The sequence below is a fragment of the Streptomyces acidiscabies genome, assembly GCF_020010905.1.
Taxonomy (GTDB): domain Bacteria; phylum Actinomycetota; class Actinomycetes; order Streptomycetales; family Streptomycetaceae; genus Streptomyces; species Streptomyces acidiscabies.
Genome location: NZ_JAGJBY010000002.1, coordinates 4,191,870 through 4,207,414, shown reverse-complemented (window position 1 = coordinate 4,207,414; position 15,545 = coordinate 4,191,870). Strand labels below are relative to the sequence as shown.

The following is a 15,545-nucleotide window of genomic DNA, read 5'->3' as shown; positions in this document are numbered from 1 at the left end:
GACTTTCTGACAGTCAGTCAGATTTCTCTGCCGTGAGCCTTCCCAGTTGCCGCCGCCTTTGCTCTGATGACCGGCGAGCCGAGGTGGGGAGGAACGGTGGAGTACAACCTTGCCGACCTGTTCGAGTCGGTCGTGGACGTCGTCCCCGGCCGCGAGGCACTCGTGTACGTCGACCATCCTGGCACCGGCGCGGAACTGCGGCTCACCTACGCCGAGTTGGACGCCGCCGCCAACCGGATCGGGCATCATCTGCTGGCGCGGGGTCTGCGGGCCGGTGAGCATGTCGGGCTGCACCTGTACAACGGGGTCGAGTACCTCCAGGCGGCGCTGGGGTGCCTCAAGGCGCGGCTGGTGCCGGTGAACGTCAACTACCGGTACGTCGAGGACGAGTTGGCGTATCTGTACCGGGACGCGGACCTCGCCGGGCTGGTGTTCGACGGGGAGTTCGAGGACCGGGTGCGGGCGGTGCTGCCCCGGACGCCGGGGGTGCGGGAGCTGCTGCGGGTCGGGGAGGGGGAGTTGGGGACCCCGTTCGCCGATGCCGAGGGGTCTTCCTCGCGGGGTTTCCCCGCGCGGTCCGCCGACGACGTGTTCATCATCTACACCGGCGGTACGACCGGGATGCCCAAGGGCGTGCTGTGGCGGCACGAGGACCTGTTCTTCTCCGGGATGGGCGGGGGCGCGCCGACCGGGGAGCCGGTGAAGAAGCCTCAGGAGCTGGCCGAGCGGGTCGCCGCCGGGGCGCCCGGGATCACCTTCTTCCCCACTCCCCCGCTCATGCACGGCACCTCGACCCTGACGGCGTTCATCGGCTTCAACTTCGGCCAACGGGTCGTCCTGCACCGGAAGTTCGTGCCGGAGGAGGTGCTGCGGACGGTCGCGAAGGAGAAGGTCAACGCAATCTCCCTGGTGGGCGACGCGATGCTCCTCCCCCTGATCGACGCCCTGTCGGGCCCGCTCCGGGACACCGACTGTTCGTCCCTGTTCAGCGTCTCGTCCTCCGGCGCGATCCTCTCGGACACCGTCCGCCGCCGGTTCGGCGAACTCCTGCCGAACACCATGCTGTTGAACAACTTCGGGTCCTCCGAGTCCGGCTTCAACGGCACCGCGACGGACGACTCCGGGCCCGAGAAGGGGTTCCGGGTCCGGGTCAACTCCCGTACCCGGGTGGTCGATCCGGCGACGCATGAGTCCGTCGCCCCCGGCGAGGTGGGCCGCGTCGCCCAGTGCGGGCACGTCCCCCTCGGCTACTACAACGACCCCGCGAAGACCGCCGAGACGTTCTTCGAACTCGACGGCGAGCGCTGGGTGTTGCTCGGCGACATGGCGACCGTCGACGAGGACGGGGTGGTCGTGGTGCTGGGCCGGGGGTCGGAGTGCATCAACACGGGCGGGGAGAAGGTGTACCCGGAGGAGGTCGAACAGGCCCTGAAGGCCCACCCGGACGTGTACGACGCCCTGGTGGCCGGGGTGCCCGACGCGACGTGGGGCAACCATGTCGCGGCGGTCGTCCAACTCCGGCCGGGCTCCGCCGGGTTGACGCTCGACGCGCTCCAGACCCACTGCCGGGCCAGCCTCGCCGGGTACAAGGTCCCCCGGCAGCTGGTGATCGCCGAGACGATCCGGCGCTCGCCCAGCGGGAAGGCGGACTACCGGTGGGCGCGGGAGGTCGCCGGGGAGGCGGACCGTTAGCCCAGGAACTCCTCGACGTGCGCGAGGAACTCCGCCGGCCGGGTCGCGTGCACCAAGTGCCCCGCGTCGACGGTCACATGGCGGGCGTCGGGGAGGAGTCCGGCGAGTTCGGCGACCTGCTCCTGGGGGATGAGGCTGGTCGGGCCGCCGCCGATGAGGAGGGTCGGTACGGTGACCCGCGCCGCGCCTTCCCGCCAGGCCGGGTCCGGGGCGTTGCGCTGGGCGTCGGTCGCGGTGATCATCGCCCAGTCGTACGGGAGGTCGCCGTCGGGGCGTTCGGCGGGTGGGCGGGGCGGGTCGAGGGGGACGGTGACGGGGACGTCCTCCAGCACCAACCGGCGTACGGCGTCCGGGTGTTCCTGCGCGAGGAGGTAGGCGACGACGCCGCCCAGGGAGTGCCCTATCAGGTCGGCGCCGATGAGGCCGAGGGCTTCGAGGTAGCCGTGGACGTCGTCGCGCATCGCCTCGTACCCGTACGTCCCCGGCCAGTCGCTGTGGCCGTGTCCGCGCAGGTCGGGGGCGTGGACGCGGCGCGGGCCCGCCGCCAGGCGCTCGGCCACCCGCGTCCAGTCCGCGCTGTCGAGGCCGCGGGCGTGGAGGAGGACGACGGGCGGGGCGTCTTCGGGACCCCAGGTGCGGTGGGCGAGGGTGATGCCGTTGGTCTTGACGGTGTGCATGGCGGGGAGGGTAGCCGGGGGCGGGGCGGGGGTGTCGATCACTCTGCCGACCGCAGAAAGGTGTTGACGCGGCGTACGAACCAGTCGGCGTCGTCGATCCACGGAATATGTCCGGCGCCGGGCTGGACTGCGACCTCGGTGCGTGGAAGGAGGTCGGCGGCACGGTGGGTGAGGCCGGGGTCGGGGGCGCCGTCGTGCTCGCCGCAGAGAAGAAGAACGGGGGCGTCGAGTCGGGCGAGGGCTGCCAGGGTGGCCGGGGGGTCGTAGGCGGCCGGGGTGTGGAAGAGGTCGGACGCCTCGTCGTTCGTCAGGGACTCCATGAGGGCGAGGTGGGCGCGGGCCGCGGCGTCCCAACGGCCGTAGATGAAGCCGCCCACCGCTTCGAGGCTGAGAGCGCTCTCCCCCGCCTGGACGGCTTTCAGGTTGGCGTACGCCTCCTCGAACCAGTCCTCGCCTGCCCGCAGCTGCGCGGCGGTGAGGTGGTCCTCGTCGGTGGCGTGGAGGCCGAGGGCTCGGGGGGTCACCGCGATCAGGGCGAGGCTAGAGACGCGGTCGGAGTGGCGGGCAGCGTAGAGAAGGGCGAGGTTTCCGGCCGCCGAGTGGGCGAGGAGGTCGACGCGGTCGAGGGCGAGGTGGGCGCGGAGTGCTTCCACGTCGTCGACCTGACGGTCGCAGCGGTACGTCGCCGGGTCGGCCGGGGTCGCGGAGTCGCCGGTGCCGCGCAGGTCGAGGAGGATCAGCGTGCGGTGGGCACTCAGGCCGCCGAGGTCGCCCAGGTACTCGGACGCCACCATCGGGCCACCCGGCAGGGCGATCAGGGGCGGGCCCTCACCCCGTACGTGGTAAGCGAGTTCCGTTCCGTCGGATGCGGTGAAAGTCGGCATGCGGCCGATCATCTCCCCTTGTCCCGCCCCTGGTCATCTGTGTTACTGGAGGTGCGGAGGTGAGGCGGATGCTGGACGCCGGTGAACGCATGGGTGCCGAGGAGCTGCGGGCCACGCAACTGCGGCGGCTGCGGTGGTCGCTGCGGCACGCGTACGAGAACGTGCCGTTCTACCGGGACGCCTTCGACAAGGCGGGCCTGCGGCCGGAGGACTGCGAGTCGCTCGCCGACCTCACGAGGTTCCCGTTCACGACGAAGGCGGATCTGCGGGCCCACTATCCGTACGGGATGTTCGCGGTCGACCGGCGACAGGTCCGGCGGCTGCACGCGTCCAGCGGAACGACCGGCGTACCGACCGTCGTCGGGTACACGCAGGCCGATCTGGACCTGTGGGCGGACCTCGTGGCCCGGTCGATCCGCGCGGCGGGCGGGCGGCCGGGGGACGTCGTCCATGTGGCGTACGGGTACGGGCTGTTCACCGGCGGGCTCGGCGCGCACTACGGGGCCGAGCGGCTCGGCTGTACGGTCGTCCCCGCGTCCGGGGGCATGACGAGCCGGCAGGTGCAGCTCATCCGGGACCTGGAACCCCGGGTCATCATGGTCACCCCCTCGTACATGCTGACGCTCCTCGACGAGTTCGAACGGCAGGGCGTCGATCCGCGCTCCACCTCGCTGGAGGTCGGGGTGTTCGGGGCGGAGCCGTGGACGGAGGCGATGCGGCGGGAGATCGAGGAGCGGTTCGGGATCGACGCGGTCGACATATACGGGCTGTCCGAGGTGATCGGGCCGGGGGTCGCCCAGGAGTGCGTCGAGACGAAGGACGGGCTGCACGTGTGGGAGGACCACTTCTACCCGGAGGTCGTCGACCCGCTGACCGGCGAGGTGCTGCCGGACGGGTCGGAGGGCGAACTGGTCTTCACGTCCCTCACGAAGGAGGCGATGCCGGTCGTCCGCTACCGCACCCGTGACCTGACGCGGCTGCTCCCCGGTACGGCCCGCGTCTTCCGCCGGATGGCGAAGGTCACCGGCCGCAGCGACGACCTCGTCATCCTGCGCGGCGTCAACCTCTTCCCCACCCAGATCGAGGAGATCGTCCTGCGCACCCCGGGTGTCGCACCGCACTTCCAGCTCCGCCTGACCCGCGAGGGCCGCCTCGACGCCCTCACCGTCCGCGCGGAGGCCCGCCCCGACGCGACCCCCGAGGACCGGCGTACGGCGGAGGCGGCGATCACGGCGGCCGTCAAGGACGGGATCGGCGTCACGGTGACCGTGGAGGTCGTCGACCCCGAGACCCTTGAGCGGTCGGTCGGCAAGATCCGCAGGATCGTGGACCTCAGGCCCCGTTGAGCGTGTCCCGCAGCTCGCGCTTGAGGATCTTGCCGCTCGCGTTGCGCGGCAGCGCGTCCACGAACACGATCCGCTTGGGTGCCTTGAAGTGGTCCAGCTTCTCGCGGGCGTGGGCGAGGAGTTCGGCCTCGGTGGTCTCGCCTCTCGGGACGACCACGGCGGTGATCGCCTCGATCCACTGGTCGTCCGGCAGTCCGATCACCGCGACCTCGGCGACCGCCTCCTGGGTGTAGAGCGCGTCCTCGACCTGGCGGGAGGCGACGAGGACGCCGCCGGTGTTGATGACGTCCTTCACGCGGTCGACGATCGTGTAGAAGCCGTGCGCGTCCCTGACCGCGAGGTCCCCGGAGTGGAACCAGCCGTCCCGGAACGCCGCTTCGGTCTCCTCCGGCTTCTCCCAGTACCCCTCGCACAGTTGCGGCGAGCGGTACACGATCTCCCCGGCCGTTCCGTCGGCCACCTCCTGCCCGTTCTCGTCGACGACCTGCGCGTCCACGAACAGGACCGTCCGCCCGCACGAGTCGAGCCGCCCCTTGTGCTCGTCCGGTGCGAGGACCATGGCGAGGGGGCCGATCTCGCTCTGGCCGAAGCAGTTGTAGAAGCCGAGCTTCGGGAGCCGTTCCCGCAGCCGCTCCAGGACCGGGACCGGCATGATCGACGCCCCGTAGTACGCCTTGCGCAGCCCGCTGAGGTCGCGGGCCGTGAAGTCCTCCCGGTTCGCGAGGGCGATCCACACGGTGGGCGGGGCGAACAGGCTGTCCGCGCGGCCCGTCTCGATCAGGTCGAACAGCCGGTCCCCGTCGGGCGCGTCGAGGATGACGTTCGTCGCCCCGACCGCGAGGTACGGCAGCAGGAACACGTGCATCTGCGCCGAGTGGTACAGCGGCAGCGCGTGCACGGGCCGGTCCCCGGCGCTGAGGTCGAGCGCCGCGATCGCGCTCAGGTACTCGTGGACCAGGGCGCGGTGGGACATCATCGCGCCCTTGGGCAGGGCGGTCGTCCCGGACGTGTACAGCAGCTGGACCAGGTCCTCGGCGCGCGCCCCCTCTCCGTCGTACGGCGCCGCTGCGGCGAGTCGGTCGAGGAGCGAGCCGTCGGTGTCCCTGAGCGCCAACTGCCGTGTCCCGTCCGGGAGGTGGTGCGCGAGGTCGGGGTCGGTGAGGACGAGGGTGCTGCCGGACTGGGTGATCAGGTAGGCGAGGTCGTCGCCCGTGAGGTTCTGGTTCACCGGGACGTGGACCAGTCCCGCCCTGGCGCAGGCGAGGAACGCGATGAGGTAGGCGTCGGAGTTGTGCCCGTAGGCGCCGACCCGGTCCCCCTTCACGAGCCCCTCGCCGAGGAGCACGGCCGCCGCGCGGGAGACCGCGTCGTCGAGTTCCTCGTAGGTCCAGGTGCGGTCGCGGTACTCGATGGCGACACGCGCCGGGGTACGGCCGGTACTGCGCCGCAGCACCCCGTCGACCGTGGTGCTGGCCTGTCCTGACGTCATGGGGGTGATCCTGGGTGTGCCGCGTTGACTGGTCAAGTCGGGGTGGGGGGAGGGGTGGTGGGGGCGCGCCCCGGGTCGAGCCGGTCCGGTACTGCGGGGCCCCGCAGTACCGCCGCGCCGCCGACCTCTCACACCAGCCGGCCCCCCACCCCCGTCCTCTCCTCCGGCACCCCCACCAACGTCACCAGCGTCCCCTCCCGTATCTCCTCCCCCAACACCCCGGCCACCGCGTCGGTGAGCGCGCCGACCAGGCGGGCCGGGGCCTCGGGGAAGTCCGGGTGCCGGTAGGCCCCCTCCCTCATGCTCAGGGTGATCTGCGGCGTCGCACCGCCCGTCACCACTCCCCCGGTGCCCCGGCGGTGTGCCGGAACGCCGATCAGGTCCACCCCCACCAGCTTGCGGAAGCCGTCCCCGAAGACGGACCCCACCGCGTCGGTGACGGCGACGATCAGTTCCGTCTCCCGGCCCGTGAGGGCCTCCTCGCCCAGATGGACAGTGCAGTGCGGCATGACCAGCCCCCTTCTCGCAGGCGGCATGCGTACCATGGCCGCCAGATTGCCTTGCCAGACAAATTAGCTTTGATGTCAAAGATAAATGACCAGGAGCCGCCTGTCCATGCCCTCCGACGAAAACAACGGCGTCGACCCCGCCGTCCGTGAACTGCTCCTGCTCATGCCCCGCCTGGTCGGCCGAGCGAAGAAGCTACCGATCCCCGAGGCGCTCCAGTCCCTCTCCCTGGCCCCCCGCCACCTCTCCCTGCTCTCGTACCTCCTCTTCGACGGCCCGATGACGGTGAACGAACTCGCGGCGCGGCTCGGCGTCGCCCCCACGACCGTCAGCCTCCTGATCGGCGACCTGAGCAGAAAGGGCGTCCTGGAACGCCGCGAGGACGAACGGGACCGCCGACGCCGGATCATCGCCCTGTCCCCCGCCCACGAACCGGCGATCACGGCGTGGCTGGCCCCGGGCGCGGCGGCATGGCGCCGGGTCCTGGCTCCCCTGACCCCGCTGGAGCGCCGCCTGTTCGTGAACACGCTGCTGGCGTACGAGTCGGAGGTGGGCGAGGGTCCGGCTTCTTGACCTTCCCCCGGGCGAGAAACGCGTCAGTCGGTCCGCAGGCCGACCGCCAGGGTCAGTTCGAGGACCCGGTGCGGTGATGTGAGGTCAGGGAACAGTTCCCGCAGCTGCGACATCCGGTACCGGACGGTCTGGGGGTGGATGAACAGCGTCGCCGCCACCTCCTCCCGCCTGCCCTGGTGCAGCAGCCACGCCCGCAGCGTCTCCTCCAGCCGCCGCGCGGACGCGGCGGGCAGGGTCCGCAGCGGTGCGAGAGCCCGGTCGCGGAGGTCCGCGAGCGCGTCCGCGTCAGCGCTCAGCACCAGCTCGGGGAGGTGGTCCTCGGTGTCGCGGATCTCGGCGGAGAGGGAGCGCGCGCGTACGGCTCGTGCGTACGAGGCGGACGCGCGGGTCCACGGCCGGGCCGGGCCGACCACGGCGGTGCGGCCGGTCAGCTGCCTCAAGAGGCGCGACCGGTCGGCGTCGGGGACGAGCAGCACGCCGGTGGCGTCCGGCAGGTCGTCGAGGACGAGGGTGCCCGGGTCGAGCGCGCGGTAGGCGGGCCGGACCTGGGCGGCGGGCAGGAGGACCACGGTCAGTGAACCCGGTGGCTGCCACCTGGCCCGCCCGGCGGAGACGAGCAGTACGTCCGGGCTCGCGCCGGCGAGGAGGTCGCGGGCCAGGTGTTCCAGGTGGCGCTCGTGGGCCCGGCCCCGGGCCGCCAGTTCGTCGGCGTGGCCCGCGGCGCTCGCGGCGGAGAGCTCGTCGATGTAGGCGAACGTCAGCTCGGCGAACTTGGCGACCTCGGCGGCGGGCAGGCCCGCGGGTACGGCACCCGCCGCCAGGCATCGCCAGGCCACGCGGGCGCCGACGCGGTAGGCGCTGAGCAGGGCGTCCATCGACCGGCCGTCCCGTACCTCGCCGCGCCCCAGCTCGTAGGCCGCGTCACCGCCGTCGCCGCCCGTGGCGTTCCCGCTCGCGAGGTCCAGGTAGTGCCCCAGGGCGGTGCGGACGGCTCCGCGGATGGTGCCGCCCATACGGCCCGAAAGGGCGCCCGCGTAGGGGGGAACCTCGTCGATGATCGCCTGGACGACCTCGTCGGCGGCGGTCGTCAGCACGGCCCGCAGCGCTGTGACCGTGGTCTCGTCCAGGGTCAGTTCGCCGGCCTTCCGGATCGCGTCACTCATCTTTATTCCCTGCCCTGTCTCCGTTTTTGTTCCCTGCGAACAACTCGGCCGACAGAATTCACATCCTGCGGTCAGGATTTTACGCCTGGAGGCGCAGCAAGCTGGAGCCATGACGAGTACAGCCCTTCGCAGCAGGGCGTGGAAACTGCTGGAGATGGTCACAACGCCGCTGCTGCCGTCGGACTATCTCGACCTGGCCAGCCCGCTGCGCGCGGGCGCCGACCTGCGCGGGCGCATCGAGGCCGTGCACCCCGAGACGGGTGACGCCGCGACCGTCGTGATCAAGCCGGGGCGGGGCTGGCGCGGCCACCGGGCCGGTCAGTACGTGGGCATCGGGGTCGACGTCGACGGCGTACGCCTGTGGCGTACCTACTCCATCACCTCGCCGACCGACCGCCCCGACGGCCGCGTCACGATCACCGTGAAGGCGATCCCGGACGGCAAGGTCAGCAACCACCTGATCCGCAGGGCGAAACCGGGCACGCTGATCCAGCTGGAGCAGGCGGCCGGTGACTTCGTGCTGCCGCAGGCCAAGCCCGCCAAGGTGCTCTACCTGACGGCCGGCAGCGGCATCACGCCGGTGATGGGCATGCTGCGCGACACCGAGTCCGACGACGCCGTCATGGTCCACTCCGCGCCGCGTCCGCACGACGTGATCTTCCGCGGCGAGCTGCACGACCTGGTCGCGCGGAAGAAGCTGCGGCTCACCGAGGTGCACACCGACACCGACGGCAGGCTCGACATCGCCCGGCTCGACGAACTCGTACCCGACTGGGCCGAGCGCGAGACCTGGGCCTGCGGGCCCGCGGGCCTGCTCGACGCCGCCGAGAAGCACTGGGCCGAGCACGGCGTCCGGGAGCGCCTGCACATCGAGCGCTTCCGTCCCAGCGTCGTCGTCACCGGCGACGGCGGCGAGGTCACGTTCAGCACCACCGGCAAGACCGTCGACGCGGACGGCGCCACGCCGTTGCTGGACGTCGGCGAGGCGGCCGGCGTGCTGATGCCCTCCGGGTGCCGTATGGGCATCTGCTTCGGCTGCGTCACACCGCTCAAGTCGGGCGCCGTCCGCGACCTGCGCACCGGCGAGATCACCGAGGCCGAGCCGGGTGTCCTCATCCAGACCTGTGTGTCCGCCGCGGCGGGCCCCTGCGACATCGAACGGTAGGCGTACACCTTGACCGCTATCGACCCCACCGCCCACCTCACCGCCGAGCAGATCGAGGAGCTCGGCCGCGAGCTGGACGCGATCCGCGACGAGGTGATCGCCGACCGTGGTGAGAAGGACGCCGCCTACATCCGCAAGGTGATCTCGGCGCAGCGCAAGCTCGAACTGGTCAGCAGGGGTGTGCTGCTGTTCTCCTTCTTCCCGCCCGCGTGGGTGATCGGCACGGCGGGGCTGTCCGTCGCGAAGATCATGGACAACATGGAGATCGGCCACAACATCCTGCACGGTCAGTGGGACTGGATGCGGGACCCGAAGATCCACTCCACCACCTGGGAGTGGGATCACGTCTCGCCGTCCGAGCAGTGGAAGCACTCGCACAACGAGCTGCACCACACGTACACCAACGTGATCGGCAAGGACAACGACCTCGGCTACGGCATCATGCGCGTCGACGAGGACCAGCGGTGGCACCCGTTCCACCTCGGCCAGCCGCTGTGGAACTTCCTCAACGCCTGCTTCTTCGAGTACGGCATCGCGGCGTACGACCTGGAGCTCGGCAAGAACCTCCAGAAGCGCCGCCGCAAGAACCCGGAGTTCCGCGCGCGGGCCAAGGCTGTGGGCCGCAAGATCCGCAAGCAGGTGCTCAAGGACTACGTGATCCACCCGCTGCTGTCGGGCCCGTCGTTCCTCACCACGCTCGCCGCCACGTTCACCGCGAACCTGGTCCGCAACGTCTGGACCCACTCGGTGATCATGTGCGGGCACTTCCCCGAGGGCGTGCAGGTCTTCGAGCGCCGGTCGATCAAGGGCGAGACGCGCGGCCAGTGGTACCTGCGCCAGATGATGGGCTCGGCGAACATCAGCGGCAGCAAGGCCATGCACTTCATGACCGGCAACCTCTCGCACCAGATCGAGCACCACCTCTTCCCGGACCTGCCGAGCAACCGGTACGCCGAGGTCGCGGTGAAGGTGCGCGCGCTGTTCGAGAAGTACGAGCTGGAGTACGTCACCGGGCCGCTGCCCAAGCAGGTGTTCTCCGCTTGGCACAAGGTCTTCCGGCTCTCGCTGCCGAACAAGAAGCCCAGCACCAGGACGCCGGACCGCGAGAAGGAACTCGTCGCCGCCTGATTCCCGGTACCGAGAAGGGCGTCAAGGCGTCACCCGGTCTTCGGAGCGGCTGAGTCGGCCCAGTACGGCTCCCTCAACCGGCGTTTGTAGAGCTTGCCGTTGGGGTCGCGGGGCATCTCGGCGATGAAGTCGATGCTCTTGGGCCGTTTGTAGCCGGCCAGGTGTCCGGCGCAGTGGGCGAGGAGGTCGGCGGTCAGGTCCGGTCCCGGGGTGAATCCCGGGGCCGGTTCGACGACCGCCTTGACCTCCTCGCCCCAGTCGTCGTGGGGGATCCCGAACGCGGCGGCGTCGGCGACGGCCGGGTGCGCGAGGAGGGCCGCCTCGATCTCGGCGGGGTAGATGTTGACGCCGCCGGAGATGATGAGGTCGATCTTCCGGTCGCGCAGGAACAAGTACCCGTCCTCGTCGAGGAGTCCGAGGTCCCCGACGGTGAAGAAGTCGCCGATGCGGTTCTTGCGGGTCTTCTGCTCGTCCTTGTGGTAGGCGAACCCGCCGGTGTTCATCTTCAGGTAGACCGTGCCGAGTTGGCCGGGCGGCAGCCGGTTGCCGTCGTCGTCGAAGATGGCCAACTCGCTGATGGGCCAGGCCTTTCCGACCGTGCCGGGCTTCTTCAGCCAGTCCTCGGCGCTCGCGAACGCCCCGCCGCCCTCGCTGGCCGCGTAGTACTCCTCGACGCAGTTGCCCCACCAGTCGATCATCGCCCGTTTCACGTGGTCGGGGCAGGGGGCGGCGCCGTGGATGGCGTGCCGCATCGACGACACGTCGTAGCGGGCGCGGACCTCCTCGGGGAGGGCGAGGAGGCGGTGGAACTGGGTGGGCACCATGTGGGTGTGCGTGCACTTCTGACGGTCGATCAGGCGGAGCATCTCCTCCGGCGTCCACTTGTCCATCATGACCAGCCGGTGCCCGATGTTCAGCGACGCGCCCGCGAACTGGAGGACGGCCGTGTGGTACAGCGGCGAGCACACCAAGTGGACGTTGTCGTCGAAGGGTTGGATGCCGAAGATCCCCAGGAAGCCGCCGAGGTAGGTCTCTTCGGGAAGCTTCCCGGGCAGCGGACGGCGGATGCCGCGCGGGCGTCCCGTCGTACCGGACGTGTAGTTCATGACCCAGCCGAGCGTGCGGCCCGAGGGGGCCGACTCCGGCTGTCCGTCGAGGAGTTCGGCGTACGGGCGGAATCCGTCGACGGCGCCGAGGGCGTACCGGTGGCTCGGCGGGAGACCCGCCTCGTCGGCGGCCTGGGCGGCGGCAGCGGCGAACCGTTCGTGGGCGATGAGGACTTTGGCGCCGGAGTCGGCGACGATCCAGGCGATCTCGGGGGCGACGAAGTGGTGGTTGATCGGCACGAGGTAGAAGCCCGCCTGGGTGGCGGCGAGGTAAGTGACGATGCATTCCGGGGAGTTGGGCAGGACGACCGCGAAGGCGTCGCCGCGTTCGAGTCCGGCGGCGCGCAGGCCGTGGACGAGGCGGTTGGCCTGCGCGTGGAGGCGTCCGGCGGTCCACTCCTCGCCGTCGGGGGCGACCAGGACGACGCGGTCGGGGTTCTCGGCGGCCTGGGCCCAGAAGCCGGGGGTCATCGGGGGGTCCTTCCTGCGGCGATCCGGTTGACGCGCTCGACGGCTTTCTCGAAGCCGCGCGTGAGGTCGTCGACGACGGCCTGGACGCTGCGGACCTCGGTCATCCGGCCGACGATCTGCCCGACGGGCGTGCCGAGCAGCGGCTCGACCTCGTACTTCTGGATCCGGGAGAGCGCCTCGGCGACCAGCAGGCCCTGGAGGGGCATGGGGAGGGTGCCGGGGCCGTCCGGGTCGTCCCAGGCGTCGGTCCACTCGGTGCGCAACTGCCGGGCCGGTTTGCCGGTCAGGGCGCGGGAGCGGACGGTGTCGCCGGACCCGGCGGCGAGGAGCTTGCGGGTGACGGCCGTCGAGTGCATGTCGGCCTCGGCGGTGGTGAGCCAGAGCGAGCCGAGCCAGACGCCCTGCGCGCCGAGCGCGAACGCGGCGGCGACCTGGGCGCCGCTGCCGATGCCTCCGGCGGCGAGCACGGGCAGCGGGTCGACGGCCTCAACGACCTCTGGGGTCAGGACCATTGAGGCGATCTCGCCCGTGTGCCCGCCGGCCTCGTAGCCCTGCGCCACGACGATGTCGATGCCCGCGTCCTTGTGCTTGAGCGCGTGCCGGGCACTTCCGGCGAGGGCCGCGACCCGTACGTCGTGGGCGTGGGCACGGGCGATGACGTCCGCCGGGGGTGAACCCAGCGCGTTGGCAAGGAGTTTGATCGGGTAGCCGAAGGCGACGTCGAGCTGGTTGCGGGCGACCTGTTCCATCCAGCCGGTGATCCGCCAGCCGGACACCTCGCCCTCGGCGAGTTCGGGCACGCCGTGCTTGGCGAGGGTCTCGCGCACGAACTGCCGGTGCCCCTCGGGGATCATGGCCTCGACGTCGGCCTCGGTGACGCCCTCGACCTTCTTGGCCGGCATGACGACGTCCAGTCCGTACGGCCGTCCGTCCACGTGTGCGTCGAGCCAGTCCAGGTCGCGTTTGAGGTCGTCGGGGGCGGTGTAGCGGACCGCGCCGAGCACGCCGAACCCGCCGGCCCGGCTGATCGCCGCGGCGACGGCGGGGAACGGCGTGAAGCCGAAAAGGGCGTGCTCGACTCCCAGTTGGTTGCTCAGCTCCGTCTGCATGTCGCGCAGGATGCCGCAGACGGCCGTCCGAAGGAAGAGGTTTTCTGATGGAGCGTCAGATCTATTGCTCCAGCACTGCCATGGCCGCGTTGTGACCCGGAACGCCGCTCACCCCTCCGCCTCGGATCGCGCCCGCGCCGCACAGGTAGACGTTCGCGTGCGGTGTCTCGACGCCCCAACGCCCGTCGCCCTTCTGGGAGTAGGGCCAGGACAGGGCGCGGTGGAAGATGTTGCCCCCGGGGAGGCGCAGGTCGCGTTCCAGGTCGAGCGGCGTCTTCGCCTCGATGCAGGGGCGGCCGTCGGCGTCGGTGGCGAGGCAGTCGGCCAGCGGTTCGGCGAGGTGCGCGTCGAGTTGGGCGAGAGTGCGGGTGAGGAGTTCCTCGCGGGTGGCGTCGTTGTCCTCGCGGAAGAGGCGGGCGGGGGTGTGCAGGCCGAAGAGGGTGAGGGTGTGATGGCCCGTCAACTCCGGGCCCAGGATGGTCGGGTCGGTCAGGGAGTGGCAGTAGATCTCCGAGGGCGGGGCGGTGGGGAGCTGTCCGGCGGCCGACTCGGCGTAGGCGGTGGCGAGTTGGCCGTATCCCTCGGCGATGTGGAAGGTTCCGGCGAACGCCTCGCGCGGGTCGACGGCGGTGTCCTTCAGCCGGGGGAGGCGCTTCAGGAGCATGTTCACCTTGAGTTGGGCGCCCTCGGCGGGCTCCGGCTCAGTGGCGCCGGTGAGTTGGGCGAGGGCTTGTGGTGAGGCGTTCACGAGGACGTGGCGGGCGGTGGCGACGCCCTCGCCGTCGGCGGTGCGGTAACTCACCTCCGCCGTACGGCCGTCGGTGTCGATCCTGGTGACCTCGTGGCCGGTGGCGAGGACGGCGCCGGCCTCGCGGGCCGCCGTGGCGAGGGCGTCGGTGAGGGCGCCCATGCCGCCGACGGGGACGTCCCAGGCTCCGGTACCGCCGCCGATGACGTGGTACAGGAAGCAGCGGTTCTGGGCCAGCGAGGCGTCGTGCGCGTCGGCGAACGTGCCGATCAGGGCGTCCGTCAGCACGACTCCGCGCACGGTGTCGTCCGCGAACCGCTCCTCGATGGCCGTCCCGATCGGCTCCTCGAACAGGGCGCGCCACGCCTCCTCGTCGTCGACCCTGCGCCTCAACTCCTCGCGGGTGGGCAGGGGTTCGGTGAGCGTCGGGAACACGCGGCGGGCGACGTGCCCGGTGAGGCCGTAGAACCGCTGCCACGCCTCGAACTCCCGGTCCGAGCCGGTGAGCTGCGCGAAGGCGTCCCGGGTGCGGTGGTCGCCGCCGCCGACGAGGAGGCCGGTGGGTTTCCCGTGGCGCTCGACGGGGGTGTACGAGGAGATGTCGCGGGACTGGACGCGGAAACTCAGGCCGAGGTCCCGGACGATCTTGTCGGGGAGCAGGCTCACCAGGTACGAGTACCGCGAGAGGCGCGCGTCCACCCCGGCGAACGGCCGCGTGGAGACCGCCGCGCCGCCCGTGCTCTCCAGCCGCTCCAGCACGAGCACCGACCGCCCGGCGCGGGCCAGATAGGCGGCGGCGACAAGGCCGTTGTGACCGCCGCCGACGATGACGGCGTCGTACGCGTGGGATGCTTCGTGTACAGACATGGTTCTTGGTAGCACGGGTGGGGGTGCGAGAGTGTGATCACGCGTGACGTGCGGCTCGAACCGTATCGACGGGGTGCGGCGAGGGTGTTCGCCGACCGGCAGGAGGTCGGGCTGCTGGTCACCCGGGTGGACGTCTGGCGGGAGTACACGGGGTGGCTGTGGCGCCGGCGCATGATCAGTGAACAGGAGCTGCCGGAGTGGATGGTGTGGCCGGTGGGCTCCTCCGGCACGCTGACCGCCGACGACGGCGTGGTGCGGGGCGAGGACGTCGACGGTGAACTCGCCGACTGGTCGGCCGGCGTGTTCCGGGTGGGCGACGCCGTGTACGAGCTGGAGTGGCTGCCGGTGAGCAAGGCGGAACCGGCGCACCGGGAGCACGGCTGGGACGTGGTCTAGGCCCTGTCGTCAAATTCCCGTCGTCCGCCCGGAGGGCGGGCCGGGAGGCGTCATGGGGGCACCTCCCTGTTCGAGCGAAGTCGAGAACTCGGGGGAGCGTGCAGCTGCAAGGCGGAGGAGAGAGTCGACGCGGAGCGTCGGCGACCGACGACAACGCCGCTGGGGGTCCCCCCTGCTCGCAGAGCTTGGGGGAGCGCGTGGCAGGCGTCGCCCGGCAGGCGGGA

Annotated in this window: 14 protein-coding genes; 6 read left to right on the top strand and 8 right to left on the bottom strand. The window is 71.1% G+C overall.

The window, feature by feature from the left end; genetic code table 11:
- Window positions 1-96: 96 nt before the first annotated feature.
- Window positions 97-1,692 carry an acyl-CoA synthetase gene (locus J8M50_RS44890; RefSeq protein ID WP_010357703.1) on the top strand — a complete coding sequence of 532 codons (1,596 nt, stop codon included), beginning with the start codon at window positions 97-99 and terminating at the stop codon, window positions 1,690-1,692.
- Here the strand turns inward: J8M50_RS44890 and J8M50_RS44885 are convergent.
- Together J8M50_RS44885 and J8M50_RS44880 are read right to left on the bottom strand one after the other, a co-directional pair.
- Complete coding sequence (locus J8M50_RS44885) at window positions 1,689-2,369, bottom strand: alpha/beta fold hydrolase (protein ID WP_029184365.1); 681 nt, start codon at window positions 2,367-2,369, stop codon at window positions 1,689-1,691. The two genes, J8M50_RS44890 and J8M50_RS44885, sit on opposite strands and share 4 nt — an antisense overlap.
- A 38-nt stretch (window positions 2,370-2,407) precedes the next feature.
- Window positions 2,408-3,253 (bottom strand): alpha/beta fold hydrolase, encoded by an 846-nt coding sequence (locus J8M50_RS44880; protein WP_029184366.1) that lies wholly within the window; start codon window positions 3,251-3,253, stop codon window positions 2,408-2,410.
- Between the two features lie 68 nt (window positions 3,254-3,321).
- Between J8M50_RS44880 and paaK the strand changes: the two genes are divergently transcribed.
- A complete protein-coding gene (paaK, locus tag J8M50_RS44875; RefSeq protein ID WP_010357708.1) occupies window positions 3,322-4,599 on the top strand; it encodes a phenylacetate--CoA ligase PaaK in 1,278 nt (425 codons plus the stop codon).
- Here paaK and J8M50_RS44870 read toward each other — a convergent pair.
- Together J8M50_RS44870 and J8M50_RS44865 are read right to left on the bottom strand one after the other, a co-directional pair.
- Window positions 4,586-6,088 (bottom strand): acyl-CoA synthetase, encoded by a 1,503-nt coding sequence (locus tag J8M50_RS44870; RefSeq protein WP_010357709.1) that lies wholly within the window; start codon window positions 6,086-6,088, stop codon window positions 4,586-4,588. The two genes, paaK and J8M50_RS44870, sit on opposite strands and share 14 nt — an antisense overlap.
- A 128-nt stretch (window positions 6,089-6,216) precedes the next feature.
- Complete coding sequence (locus tag J8M50_RS44865; protein WP_010357711.1) at window positions 6,217-6,597, bottom strand: hypothetical protein; 381 nt, start codon at window positions 6,595-6,597, stop codon at window positions 6,217-6,219.
- Window positions 6,598-6,703: 106 nt separating this feature from the next.
- Between J8M50_RS44865 and J8M50_RS44860 the strand changes: the two genes are divergently transcribed.
- The gene (locus J8M50_RS44860; RefSeq protein ID WP_010357713.1) at window positions 6,704-7,168 is read left to right on the top strand and encodes a MarR family winged helix-turn-helix transcriptional regulator; all 465 of its coding nucleotides are present in this window, start codon (window positions 6,704-6,706) and stop codon (window positions 7,166-7,168) included.
- Window positions 7,169-7,191: 23 nt separating this feature from the next.
- Here the strand turns inward: J8M50_RS44860 and J8M50_RS44855 are convergent, their stop codons facing one another.
- Complete coding sequence (locus J8M50_RS44855; RefSeq protein WP_010357714.1) at window positions 7,192-8,331, bottom strand: PucR family transcriptional regulator; 1,140 nt, start codon at window positions 8,329-8,331, stop codon at window positions 7,192-7,194.
- Between the two features lie 109 nt (window positions 8,332-8,440).
- Here J8M50_RS44855 and J8M50_RS44850 point away from each other — a divergent pair, with 109 nt between their 5' ends.
- Window positions 8,441-9,496, top strand: coding sequence for a ferredoxin reductase (locus tag J8M50_RS44850; protein WP_029184367.1), 1,056 nt, complete (start codon window positions 8,441-8,443; stop codon window positions 9,494-9,496).
- A 9-nt stretch (window positions 9,497-9,505) separates the two neighbouring features.
- Window positions 9,506-10,624: a fatty acid desaturase family protein gene (locus tag J8M50_RS44845; protein ID WP_010357717.1), complete on the top strand. Its 1,119-nt coding sequence runs from the start codon at window positions 9,506-9,508 to the stop codon at window positions 10,622-10,624.
- A gap of 29 nt (window positions 10,625-10,653) precedes the next feature.
- On the opposite strand, the gene J8M50_RS44840 is transcribed toward J8M50_RS44845, so the two are convergent.
- The 3 genes from J8M50_RS44840 to J8M50_RS44830 all read right to left on the bottom strand — a co-directional run bounded on the left by J8M50_RS44840 (window position 10,654) and on the right by J8M50_RS44830 (window position 14,925).
- Window positions 10,654-12,201 carry an acyl-CoA synthetase gene (locus J8M50_RS44840; protein ID WP_010357719.1) on the bottom strand — a complete coding sequence of 516 codons (1,548 nt, stop codon included), beginning with the start codon at window positions 12,199-12,201 and terminating at the stop codon, window positions 10,654-10,656.
- On the bottom strand, window positions 12,198-13,310 hold the full coding sequence (locus tag J8M50_RS44835; protein WP_010357721.1) for an NAD(P)H-dependent flavin oxidoreductase: 1,113 nt from the start codon (window positions 13,308-13,310) through the stop codon (window positions 12,198-12,200). Before J8M50_RS44835 ends, J8M50_RS44840 begins: the two co-directional genes overlap by 4 nt.
- A 61-nt stretch (window positions 13,311-13,371) precedes the next feature.
- Window positions 13,372-14,925 carry a phytoene desaturase family protein gene (locus J8M50_RS44830; RefSeq protein ID WP_010357725.1) on the bottom strand — a complete coding sequence of 518 codons (1,554 nt, stop codon included), beginning with the start codon at window positions 14,923-14,925 and terminating at the stop codon, window positions 13,372-13,374.
- 33 nt (window positions 14,926-14,958) lie between these two features.
- Between J8M50_RS44830 and J8M50_RS44825 the strand changes: the two genes are divergently transcribed.
- Window positions 14,959-15,321, top strand: coding sequence for a hypothetical protein (locus J8M50_RS44825; protein WP_010357726.1), 363 nt, complete (start codon window positions 14,959-14,961; stop codon window positions 15,319-15,321).
- Window positions 15,322-15,545: the final 224 nt, after the last annotated feature.

Coding starts and splice junctions, on each gene's coding strand:
- J8M50_RS44885 (WP_029184365.1), bottom strand. CDS start 2,369: ATGCACACCGTCAAGACCAACGGCATCACCCTCGCCCACCGCACCTGG.
- J8M50_RS44880 (WP_029184366.1), bottom strand. CDS start 3,253: ATGCCGACTTTCACCGCATCCGACGGAACGGAACTCGCTTACCACGTA.
- paaK (WP_010357708.1), top strand. CDS start 3,322: ATGCTGGACGCCGGTGAACGCATGGGTGCCGAGGAGCTGCGGGCCACG.
- J8M50_RS44870 (WP_010357709.1), bottom strand. CDS start 6,088: ATGACGTCAGGACAGGCCAGCACCACGGTCGACGGGGTGCTGCGGCGC.
- J8M50_RS44865 (WP_010357711.1), bottom strand. CDS start 6,597: ATGCCGCACTGCACTGTCCATCTGGGCGAGGAGGCCCTCACGGGCCGG.
- J8M50_RS44860 (WP_010357713.1), top strand. CDS start 6,704: ATGCCCTCCGACGAAAACAACGGCGTCGACCCCGCCGTCCGTGAACTG.
- J8M50_RS44855 (WP_010357714.1), bottom strand. CDS start 8,331: ATGAGTGACGCGATCCGGAAGGCCGGCGAACTGACCCTGGACGAGACC.
- J8M50_RS44850 (WP_029184367.1), top strand. CDS start 8,441: ATGACGAGTACAGCCCTTCGCAGCAGGGCGTGGAAACTGCTGGAGATG.
- J8M50_RS44840 (WP_010357719.1), bottom strand. CDS start 12,201: ATGACCCCCGGCTTCTGGGCCCAGGCCGCCGAGAACCCCGACCGCGTC.
- J8M50_RS44835 (WP_010357721.1), bottom strand. CDS start 13,310: ATGCAGACGGAGCTGAGCAACCAACTGGGAGTCGAGCACGCCCTTTTC.
- J8M50_RS44830 (WP_010357725.1), bottom strand. CDS start 14,925: ATGTCTGTACACGAAGCATCCCACGCGTACGACGCCGTCATCGTCGGC.